The sequence below is a fragment of the Shewanella vesiculosa genome, assembly GCF_009994065.1.
GTDB classification, from domain to species: Bacteria; Pseudomonadota; Gammaproteobacteria; order Enterobacterales; family Shewanellaceae; genus Shewanella; species Shewanella vesiculosa.
The window spans coordinates 388,559-413,466 of sequence record NZ_JAACSD010000006.1 but is presented as its reverse complement, the minus strand read 5'-3'; the positions used below and the strand labels follow the sequence as shown (position 1 = coordinate 413,466).

Here is a 24,908-nt window from a genome sequence, read left to right as displayed (position 1 = left end):
AACGGTATATTAAAACGAAAGCCAGCGATAGTTCACTGGCTTTCATAAGTAATAATTTACTGGCTGTTGTGACTAAGACTTGATCAACTAAATTATCTAGAAACGATAACCCGCTGTAAGTCTAATTGAACGACCAGTACCTGAATAATAGCCACTGCCATAAGCAGAGTAATACCCTGTGCCGACATAGTCTTCATCAAGTAAATTATCAACACGTAAACTGGCATTCCACCCTACATAGCTGTAATTCAACGCAAGGTTGGTTAATACATAACTGTCTAACTTATCGCCAGTATTGCTGTTGTCGCCTTCCATGTAACGCTGGCCAGTGTAAACACCTTCAACAAACGCTTGCCAATGAGCTGATATATCGTAACTCATATAAGCTTTACCAGAGTGCTTAGCCACCCAAGATAATGCTTTACCATCGTTCTCGCCTTGAGTGAATTCTGCATCAATATAGTCGTACGACGCACCTAATAACCAATTCGTTGAAAGCTGAACATCATAAGCCGTGCTTATACCAAAACGACGTGATTTATCAGCGTTAACGTTAGCACCGCCACCATAAGGACCATCGGTACGACCACCTTCGTAAACAATCTCATCTTCTAATTCAAGTTGATAAGCATTGATCTTCAATGTTTGAGTGGTAGTGGTATAATCCCAACCCGCTTCATAAGAGCGACCCGTTTGTGGATCTAACCCTTGAGTTGTCAGCGGTGTATAAGCTTGTTCATCGACTTTGGCAAAGCGGAAGTTATCATTAGCACGAACATAAAAACGATGTTCGCTGCTCGGACGATAATTAACACCAAACTCAAGTGCATGGGCGTCATTATCAATTTCAATACGGTTAGGATAAAGTAACTGATCATACAAATCGTCAGTCACTTCCGAGTAACGGCCACCTACTACATAAGATAATGTCTTGGTAATAGGCACTGATGCTTGAACATAAGCACTACGTTGAGTCTGTTTATTATTGCGTTGAATAGAAGCCGTATCAAAATCTGCTTCACCTGTACTCACATCAATGCCGGTGACCAAATTCAAGTCGCCATGATCTAAGTGATAATTGGCGGTCGCTTTAGGCGAAAAGCTTAATAAGTCACGCTCAATTCGCCCTTCACTGCCATATAGCAGACTGGTGATTAACGTGTCAGAATAGGTTAAATCGGCACTCAATGCCCAAATATTATTTAACTGGTACTGATAGCCACTGCGTAATGCGGTGGTCATTTCATGAGTGAATTCACCCTCAGAAAAGGGAGCCACTTGACGAGGATTGGCTTCATATTGCGCTAAGGTCAGTGCACCTGGTACTTGACGATCATTATCAAAATAATTAACTTCGACAAAAAAGTCTTCTACGTCAGTTTGATACTGAATGCGACCTAAAATAGAACTGGTGTCATTGTCGTTATTGTCGCGGTAATTATCACTTTTGTTATAACTCGCCGCTAAAAAGTAACGCCATGCATCATTGATAGCACCCGAAATATCACCTTTAGCTTCATAAGTGTCAAAACTGCCACCACTGACTTGTATGCCACCACTGGTTTCTGTTGGTGCTTTAGTAATAATATTGATAACGCCGCCAACAGCTTGATCGCCATACAACACACCAGCACTACCAGATAGAATCTCAACTCGCTCAATTAAGTTAATTGGAATAGATTCAATACTCGGTGCAGCAATATCAATGTTATTCAGTCTGCGACCATCAACTAAAATCAGGGTGTTATTCGCCGCTTGCGAAGCTGAAAATCCGCGCATAGAAAATACTGTTCCCGAATTATTATCCGACACCTGAATACCAGATTGTCCACGTAATAAATCGGTTAAGTTAGTCGCGCCGCTCATTTGAATGTCAGCAGCATCAATCACATTGACGTTGGCAGCAATATTTAATGGCTTAGCAGCATTACGACCAATAACCACTAGGGTTTCATCCATGCTGATTGCTGAAGATGAAGAAGATGTAGCCTCTGAGTCTGCTGCCATAGCATTCACACTGACTACACTGAAGAATGCACTTAATAGCAATGCAATTTTTGTTGGTTTAGTACCCATTTACCTTTAACTCCTGAAAGGAAAAATGGGGCAAAAGTGCCGCAATATAGATGACGACTGTTGGCAAATCTACAGCTCAATTCTTAGGGTATGCCAACAAGCGGTATTATATTACATTTCGAGATCTGCCCACCGAAATCATCGAAATCACCTTTAAGGCCGGTCTCCGGACTAAGGCTGTGGTGCTAAGACCTCAATGGTATAGCACGCGCGAGTCTAGATGATTAACGCAATCGAGTTGCGCACCTGACTCTCACCAATCACCGTTGCGGGGGCAGTACCAGACTTGCACTGGTTTCCCGATTATCCTGCTGTGGGATATTGACCCACGGCAAGCACCATAAAGATTGACTCACTCACCTCAACGCTGATTTAGCCTTTAGGTGAGCGATTAAAATAACATGAGGCTCAGCTCAACATTAAAAAATATGTCTTTGGTTATGACAAGCTTGTATTAAGTCACTGCGTGCTAAACGTAACCGTCTGCGCGGCAAAATAATAACGCGGCGATTATAACGGATCCTAAGGTGTACTTCATACTTACAAAAGGTAATCTCACAGATAATTCAACTTAATGATAAATAAACTCATAGATTGCTATGGTCTTAAAGGCTAAGGGAACTGGTGAGCACACATTTATATTCGTAAACATCAAGATGTATAGTTAAAACTTGGATACAAATAAGTGTAAATGACATCTTCGGGTTAATGTTCAACACCGAGAAAAATGATTAGGGCTGGGTCATAAACTGACGATAATTATCGATAGTGATAGGTGCTGTATCAGGAGTAAATATGTCGGTACGAATAGATTTATGAATAAGGTAGACATCATCGTCGTCACTTATTACCGTAAAATAGCCCATTTCACCTTGTAAAGGGGATATAAAAGACGTTTCAATCACAGCTGAAGCGCTATGAATATTAGGCATACTGGTACAGCCTAATAAACCATGCACAGCCTCGAGGCCATCCACCTTAGAACTGCCGAGCTGTTGATAAATAACCTGCCCTTGGCAATGTTGTCGATAAGTGTCAGCCATTGAATTTAAAAATTGTTCTGGTTCAACGTCATCGGCTAAGCCCTTAAAGCCTTGCATACAGACTAAACGAGACCAATTATTTAACGACTCATCACTAGGAACAAACTCAGCCATGGTCATATCACCACGTTTTTCGTTAAAGGCAAGCTTCCAATCCAATGGTGGTAAAAAACCAAACTTCGCAGACAGCTTTGTCAGTTGCTGAACATCATCAGACATCACAGCAGTAGCTGATGAATGACCAACTTCACCAAATGTCATGGGGATTTGAGAGGTAGCAGATGCACTACTCGGGAACAGGAACAATATCCCTATGCACCCCGAGCAGCCAATAATTGCAGCAATCTTGTTCATCCAAATGAATCCTTATTTGGTCAAGATAAAGATAAGTTGATCGAAACCATTCTAATTGAGCATATCCTATCCTGAACATACAAAAATTGAAACTTATCTATAACATTTACATCTTGGATAACATATTAATTAAACGTTTCGTCATCTTCAGCATCATCTTCAGCGTCGAAAAGTTCTTCTTCGTCGATAGCTGATTCAGCAGCAATGGCCGCGGCTACGCTTTTAGCTTTAAGGTGTTTCTCAGTTTTACGCTTGTTACGATCAGCTTGCTTAGCTAAAAAACCTTGCAGAGATTGCTCGCCCCATGCAATGGCTTCAGCTTCTGTGGCAAAACCATCTTGGCTTTTTGATACTATGGTTTTAGTCGCTGTCATACGACGAGTAATTTCAGTTTTCCACGTGTTTTCAATTTGAATAACACGTAAAGCATACTTTTTGCTATCGCTCATAATCTATTCTTTCCTAACTTAAGGTATCACAGGCTTAAACCCGTGAAATTTCAGCCGCGCAGTGTACTCGAAACGCACGAGTTTGGGCAGCTATTTAATGGCTGTTTTTTCAGCTTATTCAAAAAACTTATCCAGTGACAAGGAGAATATTGCCACTGGAAAAGCAATGATGAATAAAATATTGCTGCTACACCATTATTGTTTGACTAATTGGTTGGAGCCAACAATCATCATTTCGCATTTATGGCAGTCGAATACTAACTTCAATTTATCTTTGCCAACATCTAAAAACATCGGATCAGCTTTAATACCTTCAACTTCTTTCGGGCATAAATTAAAGCTGTAGCGGAGACAATGTTTGGTCACCATTAACGGCGCATCATGTAACACATTATTTTTTTCATAGGTGTCTTCAATTTGAATCACCCCATGCTGATGATAAAACGATTTGGCTTTTTCGTTGGCCACATTGGATAAAAAGCTCAATGCTTTTTGTGGAAAACGCGCCGTTTTATCATGCACCCAACGCTCAGGTCGTTGGTAACTGGCAACCCTTGCCGCCATTAATGCACTTACAGCATCGCGGCGTAACTCATTGACCACAGAGGCAGGTAAAAACCACATGGTTTGTGTCAGCAAATTAATCTTATTCAGCACAAAGTCGCTACTGCCAAGTTTACTAAGTTGTTTTTTCAAATTTTCAGCGGTTTTAGCTTGATCATTAGCAGGAGCTTTATCGCACACTAAAGTGACGGTGGCACTAATATTATGCACATCGGTAATCGTTAAGCCTACGCCGTCATCAGTATCAAAGAATTGCATATCGACAGCAATTTTACGGCTAGCTGAATCTTTGTTGAGGATAGCTTCGAACTTATGATCAAAGTTTCGGAACATCATCACCCCAATTTTAAGATCTTTGGGCACTTCAGTTAAATATAAAGTGTTGCCCTCAGCGCGGTTGATGCGTACACCAGAGAGTTTATCGTCAGACAAACGCTGAGTTTCATAATGCTCAACAAAGAAACACAGACCATCACCATTGTTAAAGTGAATGTCTTTACCACTTTCACTGGTATCGATTTTAATAAAGTCTTTACCGACATGAGTAATTCGGCCCACTTTTTCACCAATAAACTTAGGCGAACTAAAATGCTCAATCGCCTCGGTCCGTTCATTAACAAAATAATCGGTTTTACCGCGGTTAAAGCTTTTATCAGGATCGGGAGTGAAATTAAATTCGCAACGACCATGAGAAATAGATTCAAGATCGGCACGCTTGGCAATAATTGCATCAAGCTGCTGGCGATAATGTGCGGTAACATTCTTAAGGTAAGTAATGTCTTTTAAACGGCCTTCAATTTTAAACGAGCTAATACCCGCATCAATTAACGCCTCTAAATTATCCGTTTGATTATTATCTTTTAATGACAATAAGTGCTTATTTTCGGCTAAGACCTCGCCTTCGCGCGTGGTCAAATTACAGGGTAATCGACACATTTGTGAACATTCACCGCGATTAGCACTGCGATTAGAGTAAGCGTGACTTAAATTACACAAACCACTGTAGCTGACGCACAGAGCGCCATGAATAAAGAACTCTAACTTCATTTTTGTGCTGGCTGCGATATCACGAATTTGGGGAATATTCAGCTCGCGGGCTAACACCACCTGAGAAAAACCAACTTGCTCAAAAAATACCGTTTTTTCTGGGCTGCGGTTATCGGTTTGGGTGCTGGCATGTAACGCAATAGGCGGAAGATCAAATTGTAACACCCCCATGTCTTGCACAATCAAGGCATCGACACCCGCTTCATAAAGCTGCCAAATTAGCTTTTGGGCTTTATCAAGTTCGTCATCCATTAAAATAGTGTTTAAGGCCACAAACACCTGGGCATGATAACGATGAGCAAATTCTGCTAAGCGAGCAATGTCTTCAATACTGTTGCCAGCATTGTGACGGGCACCAAACGCTGGGCCACCAATATAAACCGCATCAGCACCATGACGAATAGCTTCAATGCCATAATCGGCATTTTTAGCGGGGGCTAAGAGTTCTAACTGGCGCTTTACAGGAGCCTCTGGGGTGAACAATTCTACAGAAACCATAATGTTAACTAAATTTCGCATCAATTCGGATAAAAAAGTGCGCCAACATACTAATATTATCGCATTGACATAAGTATGTTGGCGCACTCGCATAGTGCTTGTATTTTAGCAAACTTTACCCAAAGTTCTAAGTAAATTCGTTGCTAATAACCGCGATAAGCTGTGCAGCATTACGCTTATAAAAACAACTCTTGGATGTTTTTAAAGTCAGCTTTGCCTTCAGCAATTTCTTGTGGGTTTAAACCAGACACTTCATGTGGGAACACTAACCAATCTTCAGATGAATGAATGAAATATTCTGGTTTTAGGTCCACTTTGGTATTTTTCGGTTTGTAGTAAGGGCAGGCAATACGGATATCCGTTGGCATATTCAAGCGCATAAACTTTCTTAACTTACCAATAAGCGCATCAATGCTGCGTCCTGAGTCAAAGACGTCATCAACAATCAACAAACCATCACTGGCGTTAGCGTTTTCAATAATATAATGCAGACCATGTACTTTAATATTTTTATCTTGCTTATCGGTTCCAATGCCGTAATAAGAAGAGGTTCTCACCGCGATGTGGTCAGTTTCAACTTTCTTAAAATCGAAATATTCTTGTACTGCAATACCGATTGGAGCACCACCGCGCCAAATACCCACAATAAACTGTGGTCGAAAGCCACTGTCATACACTTGTGCAGCGAGTCTAAATGAATCTTCCAGTAGTTGTTGCGCACTAATAAAGTGTTTATCTGTCATTGGTTAAGCCCCCGATTATTTTATTGCGGGGAATTTTATACCAAATAAAGCTTTCTTGCCTGTAAGAATAGTAATTAATTGATCAAGGTAAATAAAAAATTTAACCGCTTCATGAAATCGCAATACCCTATTATCAACCAGTGGATGATGTCCATCCTCGCTTGATTGAATCATTTGCTCGGCGCCAGATTACAAAGCACTTAAGCATTACATTCAGGTCGAGGTCCAGATCGCCAAATAAAGCTGCATATGCAGGCTCAAATCGACATCTCTGCGAGTATAAATCTACTTGTGATTAACAACGGCTATGGCATAGTGTGGTTTCATGATAAGTAGAATTTATCGCCAATTCAGGATGAATACACCACCATGTTACTCAATAAAACCTTACACTCGGCCCATGCTCCTGAATGGGACGATACAAATAAAAGCAATCAAATCAATGCAAATAAAAGTGATAATCCGCTTATATGGCCTGTGCTGAGTTTATTGCAGTCAACTAATCAAAGTTGGAAAGTGCATCATTTAGCCAGCGAGCTGCAAGCCAAAGGGCTAATGCACAACCTTGATCCGTTACCGGAAAAAGATCTTTTTAAACGTAACTTTTTATTGATGAATGCCTTGTATGAATTACAAGATATATTAATGCCCAAACAGTGGTTACAAGTTAAGGCAATGGAAATCCAAATATTTAGGATTATTCCGGCCAGTGCAGATGTCCAACATATTCGCGATGGTGCATTACGCGATTACTATCTCGACTGGGCTAATTACGATGCCAGCGTTAACGTAGTGCGAGAAATGCTCGAGTCGTTCTGGTCAACTTATAAAGAGTATATTGGCGTTAATATCAAGTTAATGCATGTGGGCCAAGCCTTAAAAGTGTTTGAACTGGATGAAACTGCTACCGATAGAGACATCCGTAAACAATGGCGTAAGCTGGCGCTTAAATGGCATCCAGACCGCGATCAAGGCAATGCTGAACGTTTCCGTGAAGTGTGCGAAGCATGGCAAACTCTAAAAGAGTCACTCTAGTCTGCAAACATAATTACCAGCTAATGGCTTAACTGCACCTTTGTATAAACCATTAGCATAACGACAACGTCGACAGTATCTGTCCCTATCATTCATAGTATCTGTCCCTATCACTCATAGTACTGCGTATAACGAGTCCACATTAACATGTTGAGCGGCGCATTGACTGTTAATCGCCAACGCTTACAGCACTCAATAACATCAACAGAGCGGAATAATCCCTGCAGCAGAAACACATCTTTTATTGCCACCTCATCACATCATCTCGCTACATGATTCAATTGGCTCACTTCAATATCCGCAGTTAACCTCATAAAGCACGCATCGGTCACGAAATTAGCGCCTTTTTAAGTGATGATTTAAGTCATAATTCAGCTTAAAAACTTACCCTATTTAACTAAAGCAGATAAGTCTATTGCTCGCGATGACTTGCCATCCACATTGATTTGAGGTTTACATGATTAAATATTTTGCCATTACACTGATGCTAATAACAGCCTCATTTAGCACACTCGCCACACCGTTTATTGCCGGTAAACATTACACTCAAATATCGAATAACATGGTGACCAGTTCACCTAAAATTACTGAGTTTTTTTCATTTTACTGCCATAACTGCTTCAACATGGAAACTCAATATCTTCCTGAAATTAAAGCGGGATTAGATAAACAGATCAGCTTTGACACTAAGCATGTAGACTTTATGAACAGTGACTTAGGCACTGAAGTAATGCGTTCACTGGCTGTTATTCACCAGGTTGGTCAAGCAGACAAACTTAACCATGCAATGTTTAGCGCTATTCAAGGCGATGCAGGTGCTAATGGCCATGATCACAATGCTCAAGGTCACCAGCATCAATCACAAATCAATAGCCGTGAAGACATTCGAAAAGTCTTCAGCGAATTTGGCATCGATGCCGCAACCTATGACAACATCGCCGACAGCAGTAATACCGAGAAACAATTAGCCTTGTGGCGCCAGCAACAAGCACTATATAAAGTGAATAGCGTCCCCACCTTTATCGTTAATGATAAATACGCTATTAATATGAATGAGATGAATAGCTTAGACCAACTAATTGAATTAATGAATTTTTTAGCTCTATCGAAATAAAAACTTACTGCTAATCCTTAGTCGAAATACAGATTAGACCTAACACTTGCAATAAAAATGGCTATCAATTGATAGCCATTTTATTTACTCACTAAACTCACAGTGCCAAACTCAGACTGAAAACCTAATCAAAAAAGTCACGTAAATGCAGTAGTCCAAGTAATGCATGCAGCAGTAATACCGCCACAAAGCAGTCGGCAAACAAACTGTGATAATAACGTAAACTCAGGGCGTACTCACCACCTTGGGTCAACCACCAGCCAACACCTGTCACAGACACCAACAACAATAATAATAAACCTATGCCAGCAATCACGCTCAATAAGCCTTTGCCACCAGAATGAGGCAACTGGCCTTGAGCCAAACCGCTTATGTCTTGCCAGCACTGACGCCATTCGCCAACAAGCCAAGGAAAAAACTGCCGCCATTGACCCTGACGACAAACATGAAAGCTCAGCGCCACCGCTAATAAAGCACAACACAGGCCGCCATAAACATGCCAGTGATTCCACCCGCTGCTATTAGGGGCTAAACGACGCCCGATTAATATCCAAGGACTAGTAGCAATAAGTAATACGCTTAATCCGCCGGTTATCACATGCAGTTTAGTCGCGATAGAATCGAATAATTGCGATAGCCTTGTCGCTCGCTTCATCCATTATTCCTTAATGATCTGCTGCGCGAATTGATCCACTTTTTGCCAATCAGTAAATTCTACCTTAGTGTTGGGGTCGGTAGGACCTTTGGTTAGCCACATTATAAAGCGAATAATATTTCGATCTAATGCGTTGTAACCTTGGTAATCTAAATTACCACCAAATACCTGCAGCAACTTAGGTTGCCATGCACTTTGACTTAAAAACTGTTGCATATAATTGTTGGTTTGCGGCGTATTTTTGTGGGGTTTACGCGCCACTAAACTCACTGAAAAAAAACCACTGGGTTTACTTTCTAATTGCGCTCGATGGGTTTCAATAAATTGGTACAACGCCGGACGATGTTTGCCATGACGAATACTGGCACCAATATACACTTTATCAAACAAGGCTAAATCGGGAGCGTCATCCAAAGGGGCTACCGTCACCTGTTGATCTTGGCTAGCGAGTTGACGTTGTAAATACTCACATATTTGTTGAGTGTAACCATGCACACTAGAATGGATCAGTAAAATCTGACTCATGCTGACCTCTTATAGAAATCATTTAAAGTAATACAGTATCTTAGACCACCGATGACAGAATTTACATGAAACAGATCACGTCATCATGATAAGCAATTCACCTAATATGCACTGCCTCAATGCAATGTGAAGTACTTCGCAGAAAATCATCGACCAGAAAACCCCAAATAACCAAGCTTGTGTCAGATTTATCATGGCAAATGAATCATGGACTGATAACCCCAAATTGCAGGCAAAATACAGTTCACTTAGAAAACTATTTTATGTCACTATAGATGGATAAGCTTAGGGATAAGAGTTTCAACCATGTCAGACACATCACTTACACATGCTGCCCCCATTTCGATCCAACGAACAAACCCACAACACCTCCTGCTGTGGATGACCTTTGTTATGTCGATGGTATTCGCAGTTTGGCAGGCATTACTCAATAATTTTGTGATTGAACGCGCCGCATTCACCGGCGCCGAAATTGGCTTATTGCAGAGCCTAAGAGAAATACCAGGATTTTTAGCCTTTACCGCGGTATTTGTATTACTGATGATCAAAGAACAAACCTTTGCATTATCATCTTTGGCCTTGTTGTGTATTGGCGTGGGCATTACCGGCTGGTTTCCCGACGTGATTGGTCTGTATTTAACAACGGTATTGATGTCGATAGGTTTTCATTATTTTGAAACCATCAATCAATCGCTGACATTACAGTGGGTTGATAAAGCCGATGCCCCGGGATTTATGGGAAAAGCGTTAGCATGGCGATCCGCTGCGGCGCTCGTCGGTTACGGATCAATTTGGCTGATCATGAGTTGGCTTAAACTTGACTATATCTGGATGTACAGCATCATTGGTGGTTGTGGCTTGCTCATGGTGTTTATGATGGCGGTATACTTTCCACGTTTTGCCATTGGCTCCATTCAGCACAAGCATCTAATCATGCGAAAACGCTACTGGCTGTATTATTTACTGACGTTTTTTTCTGGTGCACGCAGACAAATTTTTATGGTGTTCGCCGGCTTTATGATGGTTGAGAAATTTGGCTATTCGGTGTCTGAAATCACCGCCTTGTTTCTGATTAATTACCTAGTGAATTTATTGTTTGCCCCAAAGATTGGCCGCTTTATTGGTCGCATAGGGGAACGTAAGGCGTTAATTATTGAATACCTTGGCTTAGTGCTTATTTTCAGCAGCTACGCTTATGTCAGCGATGCCAATATTGCTGCGGGTTTATATGTAATCGATCACCTGCTTTTCGCCATGGCAATTGCAATGAAAACCTATTTTCAAAAAATTGCCGATAAACAAGATATTGCCTCAACCATGTCGGTAAGCTTTACCATTAACCATATTGCCGCGGTGATTATTCCAGCGTTATTAGGTATATTGTGGTTAAGCTCGCCTAAAGCAGTATTCTTTATTGGTACTGGGTTTGCCCTATGCTCGCTCGCATTAGCATTCAATGTGCCGCGCCATCCGGTGCCGGGTAAAGAAGCCTTATGGTCTCCGTTGACTACAAAAAACTAAACGATTCAACATAAATGTCATACCCAAAAATACCTGGCGCAAACGCAAAGCACTGAGAGGATGAGTGATGGCTGATATTGATGTAACTGAGATACAAGATGACAACACTCAAGTGTCTGCGCGCAAAAAAACCTTATTGCTCGGACGCATTATCGGTTTAGCCAGTGAAGACGATTATCGTCCGTCTACCGCATCCGTTGCAGAACGGGCGCAATACCGTCAACGCAAACAACTTAGCCAACATCAAACTAATCTTGAGAGCATTTTTGCATTAGCACTTAACTATACGCCATCGGATGTGACTGGAGTGGAGTTAGATCCTGATTGGCGTTATCAATTTTTTAAGATGGCAGAACAGATCCATAATCGAAAAATGCAAGATTTATGGGCCAGAATCTTAGCCAGCGAAATCGTCAATCCAGGCAACTTTAGCCTTCGCACCTTGGCACTGTTAACACAGTTAACCTTTCGAGAAGCACAGATATTTGAAAAAGCCTTAGGCATGTCAGTTAAAATCAACACTGAGCCTAGGTTTAAATTACTTAGCAGTTATCGTATTAACGGCGGGATAAAACAATATTTTCGCAAGCACACTCAAACAAACTTTGGCCTGTCGCAATTTGGCTTACCTTATTCGAGTATTTTAACCCTAGTCGATGCGGGGATTTTGCATAAAAGCGAGTTTGAAACAGGGTTACTAAGCAGCAATGAAAACATTCAGTTAGCAATGTCTAATACTACCTTGACTCTAAAGCCTAAAGATCAGCACTTATTATTTACCTATTATCGCTTTACCAGTGTAGGTGATGAGTTGTGCCAATTAATTCAGGCCAAAAATGACAATGACTTTATCGATGCGGTTAAAGTTATGTTAGCTAAGGATTTTATCGTTAGTAGTTAATATTTTTATAAAGGTGTGCATACTTAGCTTTATGTTCGCTAAATAAAAATTGGCGCAATATTTCACGCGACTCACCTTCTGCACTAATCTTTGCCGCCATCACCCCATTTTCAGTCCTGACAGGTTCAAACAACATATCTAGATGAACACCATTAGGTAAAATCAATTGGGTTAAACGGGGCATTTTAGTGTTAAGTTCTTGCGGCACCTTAATGGTCATACCCGAGCTAGACAGGGATAACACTTCAACGTATTTCTCAGTGTCATGATCAATCACCTTGATATTTTTAACATCATCCAGTCGCCAACTACGTTCTCCGCCTCGCATATCAATCACTTCTGGGATCCCCAATTCTGGAGAGAATTGTCCAAGATCATCTATTGTTAAGGTCAATGGAAACCATAAGCGATAGTAGCTTATTTCAGCGAGCAAAGTGAGTTTGGCATTTCCCAAAATATGCGCAAGCACTTGGGGTACTTCAGTTGCGACACTTAACGAATGTTTCGATAAAGCGTTGTCTGTGCAGTCATCTGCCGGTGAAAAAACATCACTGAAATAAGCAAGTTCCTCATTTGATAAAGTTGTCATAATCTAACCTTGTAGCACGCAATAAAACCCTTGTTATAGTAACACCTTAGTATGACAGCGAACAATCTTTAACCAAAAACCAACTGTGTGGCCTGTTAAACATTGGCCTGCCGATGGTAAAAGCATAATCAATAATCTAGGGGTAACTGAATGAAAATAACCGCTGCAGCAATAAAAAAGACGAACTGAGTTCGTCTTTTAAATGGATACGCATTAATGATTAACGATCGTGTTCAGCTTCGATTTGCATCGCTTTTTTAAATGATGCATGGCTCATTAATTGCTGATAATACTTTGCAATATTTGGATATTTTTCAAACTCGCCATTTTGGCCAACAAGCTCCGCAATAAACGACATCATAATATCTGCGCCGCTAAGACTGTTGCCAACTAAATATGACTTACCTTGCAAACGGTCATTAAAGTAACTGATAACTTTTGCGGTTTCAGCATCGGCATATCCACCGATAAAGCGAGTTTCAGCCCCATCCATTTTAACAAAGATCTTCAATAATAATGGCAATGCAGCAGAACTTTCAGCAAAATGCATCCATTGTAAATAATCAATGTAATCTGCAGAACCGGGTGTCGGCATCAGCTTATCTGCACCGTAGGTTTGAATTAAATACTCAGTAATCGCACCAGACTCAGCAATAGTGTAACCGCTGGCCTCTAATACTGGAGATTTACCCAAAGGATGAACTGCTTTTAACGACTCTGGCGCTAAAAATGTGCTTGCATCACGCTGATAAGCAACCAGCTCATAGTCCACGCCCAATTCTTCTAACAACCAAATTATACGTTTTGAGCGTGATTTATTTAAGTGATGTAATTTAATCATTAAGCCGTCCTTGTAATGTTGGTGATGAAAAGTAAACCTAATGAACAACTCACTGGGTTTACTTTTATCAATCTACTTATTTGTAATCTCGAGTTAAGGTTAAGTATAACAACTCAACCAAGCAGCTGATTAGCTTAATAACGCTAACATTTTTTCAGCCACTAACTCTGATGATGCAGGGTTTTGACCTGTGACTAACTTACCATCAACCACGGCATATGGGTGCCAATCGTCACCCTTAGAGTAGGTTGCACCATTTTCCTGCAGCATGTCTTCAACTAAAAATGGCACTACGTTGGTTAACTGTACCGCTTCTTCTTCGCCATTAGTAAAACCGGTAACATTTTTACCGGCAACAAGTGGCGTTCCGTCTGGCTTTTTAGGGTATTTAAGCGCTGCAGGAGCGTGACATACCAAACCTAAAAGCTTTTCTGTTTTGTAGCATTGCTCAATTAACGCAATAGAATCTTTGTCGTTCGCTAAATCCCACAATGGACCATGGCCACCAGGATAAAATACTGCGTCATATTCTGCTACGTCAATTGATGCCAATGTATGAGTATTGGCTAACAGTGCCTGAGCTTTTTCGTCAGTAGCGAAACGACGAGTTGAATCGGTTTGAAAATCAGCTTGATCACTTTTTGGGTCTAATGGTGGCTTGCCACCCTTAGGTGAAGTCAGTACCACTTCAACACCCTTATCTGTAAATGCGTAATAAGGCGCAGCGAGTTCTTCTAACCAAAAACCGGTTTTCTCACCTGTGTCGCCTAGTGTGTCGTGAGAGGTCAATACCATTAATACTTTCATTGTTATTCCTTAAATAGTGTAAATTTATTCGTAATCACTCAGATTACAGAGGATTGTTTACTTTAATGACAATCTTGCCGAAATTTTCGCCTTTTAAAAGCCCAATAAAGGCTGAGGCCATATTTTCAAGACCCTCGACAATTTGTTCACGATACTGAATCTTGCCTTGTGCCAACCATTGGCCCATATCTTGGGCAAATTCTGGGTAACGATCGCCATAATCGTCAAAAATAATAAAACCTTGCATCTTAATGCGCTTAACCAGCAAAGTGCCCATTAATAATGACAAACGATCGGGACCATCAGGTAACGACGTCGCGTTATACTGAGAAATTAAGCCACAGACTGGCACCCTAGCACTGGTATTGAGTAACGGCATCACAGCATCAAATACTTTGCCGCCAACATTTTCAAAATACACATCTATGCCATCATGGCAATGTGTTGCCAATTGCTGTGCAAAGTCAGGCGCTTTATGGTCAATACACTCGTCAAAACCGAGTACTTCTTTGGCATGGCGACATTTTTCAGCGCCACCAGCAATACCTACAACGCGGCAACCTTTTAATTTAGCAATTTGACCAACTGTTGCACCAACAGGACCAGTGGCCGCGGCAACCACAACAGTTTCACCCGCTTTGGGCGCGCCAATGTCTAATAACCCCATGTACGCAGTAAAACCGGGCATTCCCATAATGCCTAGAGCATAAGAAGGATGAGTAGGATTGTCACCTAATGTCATTAAGCCTTCGCCGTTAGACACTAAGTAATCTTGCCAACCACCAAATGATAATACCCACTCACCCACTTTATAATCAGGATGATTAGACACTTCCACTTGTGATACCGCGGCGCCAACCATGACATCATCAATAGCAACCGGCTCGGCATATGATTTGGCATCATTCATACGGCCACGCATGTAAGGATCAAGTGATAAATACACCGCACGCAATAAGACTTCACCTTCGCCAGGCACTGGTTTGTTAACGGTTTCTAAACGGAAATTATGAGCAACTGGCTCACCTTGGGGGCGGCTGGCAAGAACAATACGACGGTTTTGAGTGTTCATCTTGTATCCTTTAAATGACATAGGCACCATCAGATGGTGCACGAGAAGACAATATGACCTAAGTGATTAGCAAATGTTAAAAGCTATTCATACCTGTAATACATATCAGCTAAACACTGATACCATATACAACCAAGGTCGACTAATACGTTTCTTTTACTTAAATTGATCAGCCTAAATACCACCAACCATTTTGCGAGCTAAGCACTGATATGAATAAAAACAAACCCATGCTACTTGAGAATCAGTTCTGTTTTGCTGTCTATTCGACGTCATTGGCAATCGTGCAGCTCTATAAACCTTTACTTGACTCTATTGGGCTCACCTACACTCAATATTTAGTAATGCTAGTGCTTTGGGAGCAAGATGGTTTAAGTTTAAAAACCTTAGCCAGCAAACTTGGGCAACAATCGGGTGCATTAACTCCAGTCATCAAACGCCTTGAAACCGATGGACTGCTTAAGCGTATTCGCGAGCCTAAAGACGAGCGAGTGCTATGCATGCAATTAACCGAAAAAGGTTATCTTCTCCAACCTCGGGCCCAGCAGATCCACGAATGTATTGTTGAGCAATGCGGTATCGACCTTGCTGAACTGAGCGATCTAAAACAACGTCTGGATCAATTTAGACTAAAACTGTCTAAGCATATTGAGTTCTAACTGACTTAAGCACTCAAATTGACAGTAAATGTGCGTTGCTTGAGACATATGATAATCACGATAACTAATTGTGTGCAACTTAAATTAACAATTTTTAAGATCTATTGTTAGTTGCGTGATGCCGCCGCATTGGCTGATGCGATTAAATCGGCTTAGCCATCATACTGAAATGATCAATAATCACATGCAATTAGGCTACATTAACACTATTACGGCCGATATTTTTTGACGAATATAACGCTTTATCTGCACGCTTAAACATATCGATAAAAGTATTGTCTTGTGAGTCTAAGGTTGAAATACCTATGCTGATGGTAATACAAGGCGCTTGCTGTTGATCGTATTGTTGCTGAGCTTTTCGTAAACGCTCAGCCAGTTCATAAGCAGAATCAATATTAGTATTGGGTAATATAATGGCAAATTCTTCACCGCCAATTCGAGCCAATATATCCGACTCACGCGCATGTTCATTGCATATATCAGCCACCCGCTTAATCACCTCGTCGCCCACTAAGTGGCCGAAGGTATCATTAACATTCTTAAAAAAATCAATGTCGATAATCATAAATGACAGCGATTCAACATAGCGCATTGCCCGAGCAAACTCATGGTCACAGAATGCATTAAACGAACGACGATTATAAAGCCCTGTTAATGGATCGCTATTGGCGAGATGTTCCAGTTTGACACGTAGATTATATTCTTCGGTGATAACGGTAGAAATGCCAATTAACCCCATGAGCTGACCTTTTTTATCATATAGAGGCTGCTTAACTTCATGGTAAACATTGGTCTCGTTTTCACCCTCTATGACAAAATCACCAGATACTTTACGCTGAAGCGTTAACACCTTATGGTCATTATGTTGCAAAACATCCACCACTTCAGGAGGCAAATAATCACTGTCTGACGTCCCTTTTAATTGTTCAAGGCTAACGCCAAAATAATCTAAAGTGAGTTGGTTACAATATACATAGCGGCAATCGGTATCTTTGACATAAATATAAGCGCCAACGTGATCGAGGATTTGCTCATAAGAATTGATAAGGTGTTTTTGTGTTTTTTCTTGTCGATACTCTTTCAAATTAGCAAACAGCAATAAAGCGATCAAAGCCAATAAGATAAAAACTAATAACGCGAGAGTATCAATCGACATGAGCATTCCTTAGCTACAATCAACATCCGTATGAATTCATTATTGACGCCTTGAAGTGGAAGAACCTTCTACAGGTTTATAGTGAAGAGTACTGTATAAACACAATTGGCTATTATGCGAACACTAGCGCCAAAAATCAAATAGATTATTCCCTTGTTAAATAACTAATTGATTTTTAATTATTAAAAAAATAAAACTGCGGCATTGTGGCTATTTGAACCATCATTGTGCCGCAACAAGTTAGCACTAGCGTTTATATATAACCCCGGCCTACATCACAAAAGGCAAATTAATGCCTTGGGCAGCATGGGCATGGCTGACAACCTTGCGGCCTAATACATGGGCCGTATCATAACTTCTTTAAATTCATCATCGTCCATTTGCTTTTAATATCGGCGGCATCTGCGTGAATTGACATGGCGATAACACTAAATCTCAGCGCTGCAAGGTGATTATGGTTCATTGTAGTTCTGTTATTATTTTTAAATTTCTACACGGCTAAAAATGCTGATATGTTACAAGTCATCACAGCCTCGGGGGTTGGATTGAAAGCTTAGCTTACTAATAATAAAAAAAGAGACATAATCCAATGAGAATTGCAATTTATGGCGCGGGTTCTACTGGCTGCTATTTAGCCGGCCAGCTGTGTTTGTCTGGTTTTGATGTTAGCCTCATTTGCAGGCCGACGATGAAAAAAAACATTATCGCCAATAACGGTATTACCTTAAGTGACTACCAAGGCTTTTTACAAACCGTCATGCCACCAGCCATTATCACTGATATCGATCAGGCGCCAATTGACATACCATTTGATGTAATTTTCGTCACCTTAAAGTGCCACCAGGTTAGCAGTATCGCCAAGTCATTAATCGCGATAACGCACAGCGACAGCAGTATTATTTTTATGCAAAATGGCCTCGGCAGCTTCGACAGCATTAACCAGTCTCTAAGCCACTGTAATCTGCTCCAGGGCATCACCCCCTTTAATGTGTTACAACAGCCCAATAGCCGTTTTCATAAAGGTACCGAAGGCGTGTTTACCTTACAAACAAACCATCACACACAGGCAATTCAGGCAGCAATGATTAAACAGGGTTTTGGCTGCGACTTGCATCAAAATATGCTGCCAATAATTTATGGCAAGCTATTGTTAAACCTTAACAATGCATTAAATGCTCTTAGCGACTTACCCATCAAACAGCAACTCAGCCATTATGCTAGCCGTCGGCAACTGGCTCGTGCAATGACAGAATGGTTAAACGTCTGCGAAGCCGCAGACATCGAACTGCATCAATACACTAAGGTTAAACCTCAATGGTTACCGCTAATATTATCGCTACCCAATATGTTATTTACATTATTAGCTAAACAGATGCTCGATATCGATCCCAAAGCTCGTTCTTCTATGTGGCAAGACATCAAGGCGAAACGACAAACCGAAGTCGACTTTATTAATGGTGCTGTAGTTAAAATTGGCAAAAAATATGGCGTAAAAACACCGGTGAATCAATCGATAGTAGAACAAATAAAGCAGTTAGAACAAAGGGATTAACTCAATACATAGGTGATATAGTTGTCGAGGTAACGATTGTTTTGCGGTACAATTTAATAACAAAAATACAACTGACGTAATCGCACAATATAATAAAATGTGCACAAATAAAGACGAACTCTGATAGGCCTTTTGACTGAGCTTAGCTCTGGATGAAAGTGATCATGGAGTGACTTATATTTGGCCAACATTAACGTGATTAACGCATTGGAAAACAAACATGAGCAACAGCACTTTCTTTTTTGGTGATTGGCAAATTAATCCGCAGAGTAACAGTGTTCAATCGGGTGACACAATCCGCACCCTTGAACCTAAAGCCATGGATGTATTACGCCTGCTATGCCAACACCAAGGAGAGGTACTCACCCCAGACGATATTATTCGTCAATGTTGGGGTGACATTGCCATTGGCGATAATCCACTGCATAAAGTGATTACCCAACTGCGTAAAGCATTAGGCGATCAAGCATCTAATCCGCAGTACATAGAAACCATTCGTAAACGGGGTTATCGCACCATCGCCAGTGTTGAATTTCCTGTTGGTCACCATGCTAAAGTCACCCCCGCACAATGGCAAGGCGCCTCGCCTTTTCCGGGCTTACGTGCATTTGAAACCAACGACTCCAGCGTATTTTTTGGCCGAAGTGAGCAAGTTGACACCTTATTAAATCGCATCACTAAACAAGTTGAATTCGGCCGAGCCTTCTGCTTAATCCTCGGCCCCAGCGGTACAGGTAAATCATCGCTCATTAATGCCGGTATCATGCCTAATTTGATGTCCAAAAATGGCTTTAACGGGGTTGGCGTCATTGATAATGCCAACCTAGATTTAGCCGATGTCACTAAAGACCGTTTAATTATCGATATCGCCAGTGCCATGCTCGACTGGGAAATCAATGACCAAGCGGTGTTTACCGATTGCAGTGCCGAAATGCTGGCAAAAAAATTGCAAAACGACATCAATGCCGTTATTGAATATTGTCAGCTAGCTTTAGCTAATCATTCATCCATCAATGATGACAATACCCCAACATACAGTCGGCCCCATTTTTCATTGTTTATCGACCGTTTAGAAATCTTATTAGCGTCGCCATTATTTACCGAATCCGAACGTAACAATGTATTAGATATCCTCGAAAATCTTGCGGTTTCAGGGATAATATTAATTATCAGTGCTTGCCGCAATGACTTTTATCCTCAGGTAGTAAGCCACCCTAGCCTAATGGCAGGCAAAGCCAATGGCTCACATTTCGATTTATCGGCGCCAACTCGAGCAGAGCTGATGCAAATGATCCGTTTGCCGGCCAATGCAGCTAACCTTACCTGGACACTCGATCCCGATACCGCAATGCCGCTGGACGAAATACTTTGCAGTGACGCCGCCTCAAACCCTGATGCTTTGCCCATGTTGCAATACACCTTGCAATCACTGTATTTGAACAAAGATGATGACAACCAATTATTGGTGTCGGTTTACCATTCGCTAGGGGGGATTGAAGGCGCCATCGGTAAAAATGCTGAAGAAGTGCTAGGCCAATTAAGTAACAGCGAACGCGCTGCACTGCCGAAAATACTGTCGATGTTAGTCACCCTCACCGAAGACGAAAAATCAATCACCAGCAACACTGCCCGCTGGAGCGATCTCAGTAGTGATGCTGAGATAAACCTCGTCAAAGCCATGGTTGATAACCGCTTGTTTGTCTCGCATCTGCAACACGATCAAGCCTGCTTTAGTATTGCCCACGAAGCGCTATTAAGGCGCTGGCCCCGTGCGACAAAATGGATAACCGAACACAGCGACAGTTTAGCCATTAAAAGCCGTTTACAGCATCAATCTAACCGCTGGTTGGCCGAGTCAAAGAGTAATGCTTATTTACTGGCAGAAGGCAAACCATTAGTAGAAGCAAGCACATTGCTCGATAACCAATTGTTTAGTTTAGAGCCTCAAGAACTGGCACTAATTCAAGCCTCAACCAAACAAGCCAATATCGGCCGCTGGCGCCGCCGTGCAGTCATGCTAGCCCTTGTGGCACTGACACTCATTTCGGTCGCCATGAGTATTCGCAGCATTGAGGCCGAAACCCAGGCACAACAAAAACGCCTTGCGGCAGAAAACTTACTCGGTTTTATGGTCGGTGAGTTCGCCGACAAAATGCGCGGCATTGGCCGCATGGACTTGCTCGATGGGATCAGTAACAAAGCACTGGAATATTTCAGCGATTTTTCGGCCGACGATGCCAGCTATTTAAGCTTTGAAGCGCGCTTTCAACACGGCCAAACCTTAGAAGCCATGGGCGAAGTGGCTTATTTTCGCGGCAATATCGACGAGGCCCACAGCGCCTTAATCGCCGCCCGTGAGCGCATGCTGCCGTTACTCGAAATGCAACCGCAACACCTCAGTTTACTCAAAACCTTAGGCGCCAATGCTTTTTGGCTCGGCCAGCTTGAATACGATAAAAGTGATTGGCTTGCCACTCAACCATGGTTCGAACAGTATTTAACATACAGCCAAGCCATGTATCAATACGCGCCAAACGATAACGATGCCATTATGGAGTTGTCCTATGCCCACAACACTCTTGGCTCGATATACATGAAGCAGCAAAACTTTACCGATGCCCGTGGGGCATTTGAGCAATCGTTGCTACTCAAGTTACAACTATGGCAACAAGATAACACCGAAAGCCAATTAATTGCCGATATTGCCAATGCGCGTTCGTGGCTTGCTAGCGCAGCCACCGCCCAAGGCGACATTACCGCGGCGATACAAATACACCAACAAATTCAACAGCAGCTGTCAAATCAAGCATTAGAAAAACAACCTTATTTACTTGAACGACTATCCAGTAGCTACCAACAACTGGCCATTTTGTTAAGTTATCGAAGTCATAACTCACAAGCCTTTGAAAAAGCAAAACTTGGTCTCATTGCTATTACCAATGCCCTAAAACAAGACCCTGAAAATGAAGTTTGGAAAATACTGCAATATCATGATTATCTGAATATGTTGGCTTTTAGTCTTGAACCAATTGAACACACTATGAGCTACAGTGTTGACTCATTAGCATCCATATTTGCTGAAGATTTGTACTTACAAACCTCCAACAAAAAAAATGAGTTATGGGCAAAATATCAAATGGCCGCAGCGAATTATTTAGCGTCACAAGGACTGCTTTCAGAAAGCCTTGTTTATGCGCGTCTAGCAATATCCTCTTTTAGCGAATTAACCACTGAGTTTAACCAAAGTTCACTTTATGTGGCGAATTTAACCCAAAGCAATATGTTAGCCGCGTCATTACTGGCTTCCATAGGCCAGCCACAACAAGTTATCACCTTGTGTCGGCAATCTAAAAATCTGTTAGCAACTATTGTTGAAAAAAATAACGACCCACAATTTACAATTCCTTATGCTAAGGCTTTAGACTGTCTCAGTGAACTTGCGCAACACCCTGATTTAGTTCAACGGCTAGAAAGTTCGGCAATAACCGATTATAGATTTACCCTGTATCTTAACCCTTAACCCTTAACCCTTAACAAAAAATATGGAGAATATAATGTCAAACACTCAAGGCCAAGCAACTTTTTTTAATCTCACCATCACCCTAGGTGATAAAGATGTACCAGTATTTACTTATACTAACATTGACGGCTCCCCTGTGTGTGGCAATGTGGTCATTAACCAATACAGCACCATCTCTTACCAGCTAATTGATAAAACCGGTAAAGGGCTAAAATTTGTTGGTGCGGCGTTTACTACCCCATTTGACGGCATCATCGATGCGATTACCATCAGCAGCGATGGCACATTGATTCAATTAACCGATTTAGATAAAACACCAGGCAATACCGGCTTTCAGTTTGTATTATCAAACAGCTGCAATACCTTGCAGGTACTCAGTCCCGATCCTGAAATCGTCAATCACCCAAACTAAACATTAAATACATCTAATATTAAAGCTCAGGGCTATCCCTGAGCTTTAATATTGTTCAGCCTGATAAACTAACCAATAGCATAACGATTGCTAAAATGGCTGGTATTTATCCAGTTGCGATATCAACAGTGGCCGCATAATGAAAGGTCATAAATGACTTTTCACTTTATGATCTGAGTTGTTGTGTTCGATATGTTATCCAGTAATAAAACCCTACTTGGGCTTTCCTTTTGCCCGTTCACTGGGTATAAAACACCATTATTGTCCAACAGCGCAGCGAGCAAACTGCTGCTAAATAACGCTCTAAACACTAGCCAATGACGGCCCAATATCTGTCACAATCACAAGCAAATATTGCCGTACAACAGGCTATTCTCGCTAAGAATATTATCGATTCCAGGGAGGAAAAACCTAAAACCCAGCAATAAAATTAAGCCGCATCTCAGGTACATGCAACATAAGCCACTCAATCACAACACATTGACAAAATAAAATGTGAATTTAATTCAATATAAATCAATAAGTTAAAATCAGAAGATTACCGAAAGGTTAAAAGCTCCCATTCCTAATAGAGTGTTTGACATCAACAAGGGGTTACCAACACCAAACGCTTGAGGAAATGCACCATGTTTACCAATGATAAATTAACTGAACTCAATGACACGATTTCTCGTGTGACTAAATTAACAGACTCATTGTCTAAATATCCTAACGCGGTAAAAATACCACTGCGTGTTGAAGCTGAAACCCTAGCCGACTCATCATCGACGGCGGTGATGTTTGATGCCACTTTTGATGCCACTTCAGCAAACCAGAATGGCAAAATGGCTGTAGTAGATAACTTACAAATTCGCACCTTACTCAATGTGATTAACGCGATTTCAGAAGCGATATTTGTGATTAACTCCGCTGGCGTTATTGAGATGATTAATCCGTTAGGCGCTAAATTATTCGGTGCTCCAGCTGAAATGTTAATTGGTCAAACCTGGACCGATTATCTACAAAGTCCTTTTAAAGATGAGTATCAATCTTTATTTGACCTGTGGAACAACGCCAGCGATCAAAGCAATAAAGTGACTCAGTTTAACCATGGGCCTAAAGAAATTATCATTAACCGCGCCGACAGCACGTTGCTCGAAGCCGATTTATCATTGTCATGTTTACCGTCAATACAAATAGGCTCGGAGCCATTATTTATTGGCATTATGCATAACCTGACTTCGCACAAAGCCGAATACAATAAACTGCGCCACTTAGCGCATACCGACAAATTAACCGGTCTTGCCAATCGACATGCTTTTGATGATGCCCTGCAAACCAACTGGAACGACAGCATTAATCACGACCAACCGCTGTGTTTAATCATTATCGATGTCGATTATTTTAAAATATTTAACGATCAGTTTGGCCATGTTAACGGTGATAAATGTTTGCAAAAAATTGCCCAAGTACTGGCAGACGTGCTCCCCTCTAACAATGCCATGGCTGCCCGTTATGGTGGCGAAGAATTTGTGGTTATTTTACCTAACAGCAACCCGTTAACAGCAGAATATATAGCTAAAAACATTCAACGCCGTATTAACCAGTTAACCTTTACCGACATAGGGTTACCTGCACAAACTAAAATCAGTGTTAGCCAAGGCATCGCCTGTGAACGCAGTGGCCAATACCGCACGCCAACCGCACTGGTTTGCGCCGCAGACACAGCACTTTACCGCGCTAAATCAACCGGCCGTAACCGCATCAATATGAGTAGCTAACGCTAACTGAATAGT

The 24,908-nt window shown here is 41.4% G+C and carries 21 protein-coding genes and 1 riboswitch; of the genes, 9 read left to right on the top strand and 12 right to left on the bottom strand.

What is annotated here, in order from left to right; all coding sequences use genetic code 11:
• Positions 1-96: 96 nt before the first annotated feature.
• The 5 genes from GW828_RS07785 to GW828_RS07765 form a co-directional block, all read right to left on the bottom strand.
• Entirely contained in the window at positions 97-2,076 is a 1,980-nt protein-coding gene (locus GW828_RS07785; protein ID WP_273059317.1) for a TonB-dependent receptor, read from the bottom strand.
• A 140-nt stretch (positions 2,077-2,216) separates the two neighbouring features.
• A riboswitch (cobalamin riboswitch) is annotated at positions 2,217-2,433 on the bottom strand.
• A gap of 374 nt (positions 2,434-2,807) precedes the next feature.
• Positions 2,808-3,473, bottom strand: coding sequence for a hypothetical protein (locus GW828_RS07780; protein WP_182697497.1), 666 nt, complete (start codon positions 3,471-3,473; stop codon positions 2,808-2,810).
• A gap of 125 nt (positions 3,474-3,598) precedes the next feature.
• Entirely contained in the window at positions 3,599-3,922 is a 324-nt protein-coding gene (locus GW828_RS07775) for a DUF3622 domain-containing protein (RefSeq protein WP_182697498.1), read from the bottom strand.
• 195 nt (positions 3,923-4,117) lie between these two features.
• Positions 4,118-6,031, bottom strand: a complete 1,914-nt coding sequence (locus GW828_RS07770; RefSeq protein ID WP_124015554.1) for a peptidase U32 family protein — start codon at positions 6,029-6,031, stop codon at positions 4,118-4,120.
• A 176-nt stretch (positions 6,032-6,207) separates the two neighbouring features.
• The gene (locus GW828_RS07765) at positions 6,208-6,774 is read right to left on the bottom strand and encodes a phosphoribosyltransferase (protein ID WP_101085918.1); all 567 of its coding nucleotides are present in this window, start codon (positions 6,772-6,774) and stop codon (positions 6,208-6,210) included.
• A gap of 369 nt (positions 6,775-7,143) precedes the next feature.
• Between GW828_RS07765 and GW828_RS07760 the strand changes: the two genes are divergently transcribed.
• Together GW828_RS07760 and GW828_RS07755 are read left to right on the top strand one after the other, a co-directional pair.
• Positions 7,144-7,809 (top strand): DNA-J related domain-containing protein, encoded by a 666-nt coding sequence (locus tag GW828_RS07760; protein ID WP_124015553.1) that lies wholly within the window; start codon positions 7,144-7,146, stop codon positions 7,807-7,809.
• A gap of 457 nt (positions 7,810-8,266) precedes the next feature.
• Positions 8,267-8,923, top strand: a complete 657-nt coding sequence (locus tag GW828_RS07755) for a thiol:disulfide interchange protein DsbA/DsbL (protein ID WP_273059320.1) — start codon at positions 8,267-8,269, stop codon at positions 8,921-8,923.
• A 124-nt stretch (positions 8,924-9,047) separates the two neighbouring features.
• Here the strand turns inward: GW828_RS07755 and GW828_RS07750 are convergent, their stop codons facing one another.
• Positions 9,048-9,578, bottom strand: a complete 531-nt coding sequence (locus GW828_RS07750; protein ID WP_124015551.1) for a cytochrome b/b6 domain-containing protein — start codon at positions 9,576-9,578, stop codon at positions 9,048-9,050.
• Positions 9,579-9,581: 3 nt separating this feature from the next.
• The gene (gene hemG / locus GW828_RS07745) at positions 9,582-10,103 is read right to left on the bottom strand and encodes a menaquinone-dependent protoporphyrinogen IX dehydrogenase (protein ID WP_182697500.1); all 522 of its coding nucleotides are present in this window, start codon (positions 10,101-10,103) and stop codon (positions 9,582-9,584) included.
• A 306-nt stretch (positions 10,104-10,409) separates the two neighbouring features.
• Here hemG and GW828_RS07740 point away from each other — a divergent pair, with 306 nt between their 5' ends.
• Positions 10,410-11,624: an MFS transporter gene (locus GW828_RS07740; RefSeq protein WP_273059323.1), complete on the top strand. Its 1,215-nt coding sequence runs from the start codon at positions 10,410-10,412 to the stop codon at positions 11,622-11,624.
• Between the two features lie 67 nt (positions 11,625-11,691).
• Entirely contained in the window at positions 11,692-12,525 is an 834-nt protein-coding gene (locus GW828_RS07735) for a TIGR03899 family protein (RefSeq protein WP_124015548.1), read from the top strand.
• Here GW828_RS07735 and GW828_RS07730 read toward each other — a convergent pair.
• The 4 genes from GW828_RS07730 to GW828_RS07715 all read right to left on the bottom strand — a co-directional run bounded on the left by GW828_RS07730 (position 12,515) and on the right by GW828_RS07715 (position 15,834).
• Entirely contained in the window at positions 12,515-13,114 is a 600-nt protein-coding gene (locus tag GW828_RS07730; protein ID WP_124015547.1) for a hypothetical protein, read from the bottom strand. The genes GW828_RS07735 and GW828_RS07730 overlap by 11 nt on opposite strands.
• Before the next feature lie 220 nt (positions 13,115-13,334).
• Positions 13,335-13,955, bottom strand: coding sequence for a glutathione S-transferase family protein (locus tag GW828_RS07725; protein WP_124015546.1), 621 nt, complete (start codon positions 13,953-13,955; stop codon positions 13,335-13,337).
• Positions 13,956-14,084: 129 nt separating this feature from the next.
• Positions 14,085-14,762, bottom strand: a complete 678-nt coding sequence (locus GW828_RS07720) for a type 1 glutamine amidotransferase domain-containing protein (RefSeq protein WP_207891308.1) — start codon at positions 14,760-14,762, stop codon at positions 14,085-14,087.
• Between the two features lie 43 nt (positions 14,763-14,805).
• Positions 14,806-15,834, bottom strand: a complete 1,029-nt coding sequence (locus GW828_RS07715) for an NADP-dependent oxidoreductase (protein ID WP_124015544.1) — start codon at positions 15,832-15,834, stop codon at positions 14,806-14,808.
• Between the two features lie 212 nt (positions 15,835-16,046).
• Here GW828_RS07715 and GW828_RS07710 point away from each other — a divergent pair, with 212 nt between their 5' ends.
• A complete protein-coding gene (locus GW828_RS07710) occupies positions 16,047-16,493 on the top strand; it encodes a MarR family winged helix-turn-helix transcriptional regulator (RefSeq protein ID WP_124015543.1) in 447 nt (148 codons plus the stop codon).
• A gap of 190 nt (positions 16,494-16,683) precedes the next feature.
• Here the strand turns inward: GW828_RS07710 and GW828_RS07705 are convergent, their stop codons facing one another.
• Positions 16,684-17,649: a sensor domain-containing diguanylate cyclase gene (locus tag GW828_RS07705; protein WP_273059327.1), complete on the bottom strand. Its 966-nt coding sequence runs from the start codon at positions 17,647-17,649 to the stop codon at positions 16,684-16,686.
• Between the two features lie 589 nt (positions 17,650-18,238).
• On the opposite strand from GW828_RS07705, the gene GW828_RS07700 reads away from it, so the two are divergent.
• The 4 genes from GW828_RS07700 (at position 18,239) to GW828_RS07685 (ending at position 24,893) form a co-directional block, all read left to right on the top strand.
• Complete coding sequence (locus tag GW828_RS07700; RefSeq protein ID WP_182697507.1) at positions 18,239-19,201, top strand: 2-dehydropantoate 2-reductase; 963 nt, start codon at positions 18,239-18,241, stop codon at positions 19,199-19,201.
• Between the two features lie 220 nt (positions 19,202-19,421).
• On the top strand, positions 19,422-22,721 hold the full coding sequence (locus GW828_RS07695; protein ID WP_273059329.1) for an nSTAND1 domain-containing NTPase: 3,300 nt from the start codon (positions 19,422-19,424) through the stop codon (positions 22,719-22,721).
• A 34-nt stretch (positions 22,722-22,755) separates the two neighbouring features.
• Entirely contained in the window at positions 22,756-23,133 is a 378-nt protein-coding gene (locus GW828_RS07690) for a DP-EP family protein (protein ID WP_182697509.1), read from the top strand.
• 626 nt (positions 23,134-23,759) lie between these two features.
• Positions 23,760-24,893, top strand: a complete 1,134-nt coding sequence (locus tag GW828_RS07685; RefSeq protein ID WP_182697510.1) for a sensor domain-containing diguanylate cyclase — start codon at positions 23,760-23,762, stop codon at positions 24,891-24,893.
• Positions 24,894-24,908 lie beyond the last annotated feature (15 nt).

Bases quoted from the DNA above. Each gene is read 5' to 3' on its own strand.
- GW828_RS07730 (WP_124015547.1), bottom strand. From the start codon at position 13,114: ATGACAACTTTATCAAATGAGGAACTTGCTTATTTCAGTGATGTTTTT.
- GW828_RS07775 (WP_182697498.1), bottom strand. From the start codon at position 3,922: ATGAGCGATAGCAAAAAGTATGCTTTACGTGTTATTCAAATTGAAAAC.
- GW828_RS07740 (WP_273059323.1), top strand. From the start codon at position 10,410: ATGTCAGACACATCACTTACACATGCTGCCCCCATTTCGATCCAACGA.
- GW828_RS07735 (WP_124015548.1), top strand. From the start codon at position 11,692: ATGGCTGATATTGATGTAACTGAGATACAAGATGACAACACTCAAGTG.
- GW828_RS07725 (WP_124015546.1), bottom strand. From the start codon at position 13,955: ATGATTAAATTACATCACTTAAATAAATCACGCTCAAAACGTATAATT.
- GW828_RS07760 (WP_124015553.1), top strand. From the start codon at position 7,144: ATGTTACTCAATAAAACCTTACACTCGGCCCATGCTCCTGAATGGGAC.
- GW828_RS07770 (WP_124015554.1), bottom strand. From the start codon at position 6,031: ATGGTTTCTGTAGAATTGTTCACCCCAGAGGCTCCTGTAAAGCGCCAG.
- GW828_RS07715 (WP_124015544.1), bottom strand. From the start codon at position 15,834: ATGAACACTCAAAACCGTCGTATTGTTCTTGCCAGCCGCCCCCAAGGT.
- hemG (WP_182697500.1), bottom strand. From the start codon at position 10,103: ATGAGTCAGATTTTACTGATCCATTCTAGTGTGCATGGTTACACTCAA.
- GW828_RS07710 (WP_124015543.1), top strand. From the start codon at position 16,047: ATGAATAAAAACAAACCCATGCTACTTGAGAATCAGTTCTGTTTTGCT.
- GW828_RS07685 (WP_182697510.1), top strand. From the start codon at position 23,760: ATGTTTACCAATGATAAATTAACTGAACTCAATGACACGATTTCTCGT.
- GW828_RS07705 (WP_273059327.1), bottom strand. From the start codon at position 17,649: ATGTCGATTGATACTCTCGCGTTATTAGTTTTTATCTTATTGGCTTTG.
- GW828_RS07690 (WP_182697509.1), top strand. From the start codon at position 22,756: ATGTCAAACACTCAAGGCCAAGCAACTTTTTTTAATCTCACCATCACC.
- GW828_RS07780 (WP_182697497.1), bottom strand. From the start codon at position 3,473: ATGAACAAGATTGCTGCAATTATTGGCTGCTCGGGGTGCATAGGGATA.
- GW828_RS07755 (WP_273059320.1), top strand. From the start codon at position 8,267: ATGATTAAATATTTTGCCATTACACTGATGCTAATAACAGCCTCATTT.
- GW828_RS07695 (WP_273059329.1), top strand. From the start codon at position 19,422: ATGAGCAACAGCACTTTCTTTTTTGGTGATTGGCAAATTAATCCGCAG.
- GW828_RS07785 (WP_273059317.1), bottom strand. From the start codon at position 2,076: ATGGGTACTAAACCAACAAAAATTGCATTGCTATTAAGTGCATTCTTC.
- GW828_RS07750 (WP_124015551.1), bottom strand. From the start codon at position 9,578: ATGAAGCGAGCGACAAGGCTATCGCAATTATTCGATTCTATCGCGACT.
- GW828_RS07700 (WP_182697507.1), top strand. From the start codon at position 18,239: ATGAGAATTGCAATTTATGGCGCGGGTTCTACTGGCTGCTATTTAGCC.
- GW828_RS07720 (WP_207891308.1), bottom strand. From the start codon at position 14,762: ATGAAAGTATTAATGGTATTGACCTCTCACGACACACTAGGCGACACA.
- GW828_RS07765 (WP_101085918.1), bottom strand. From the start codon at position 6,774: ATGACAGATAAACACTTTATTAGTGCGCAACAACTACTGGAAGATTCA.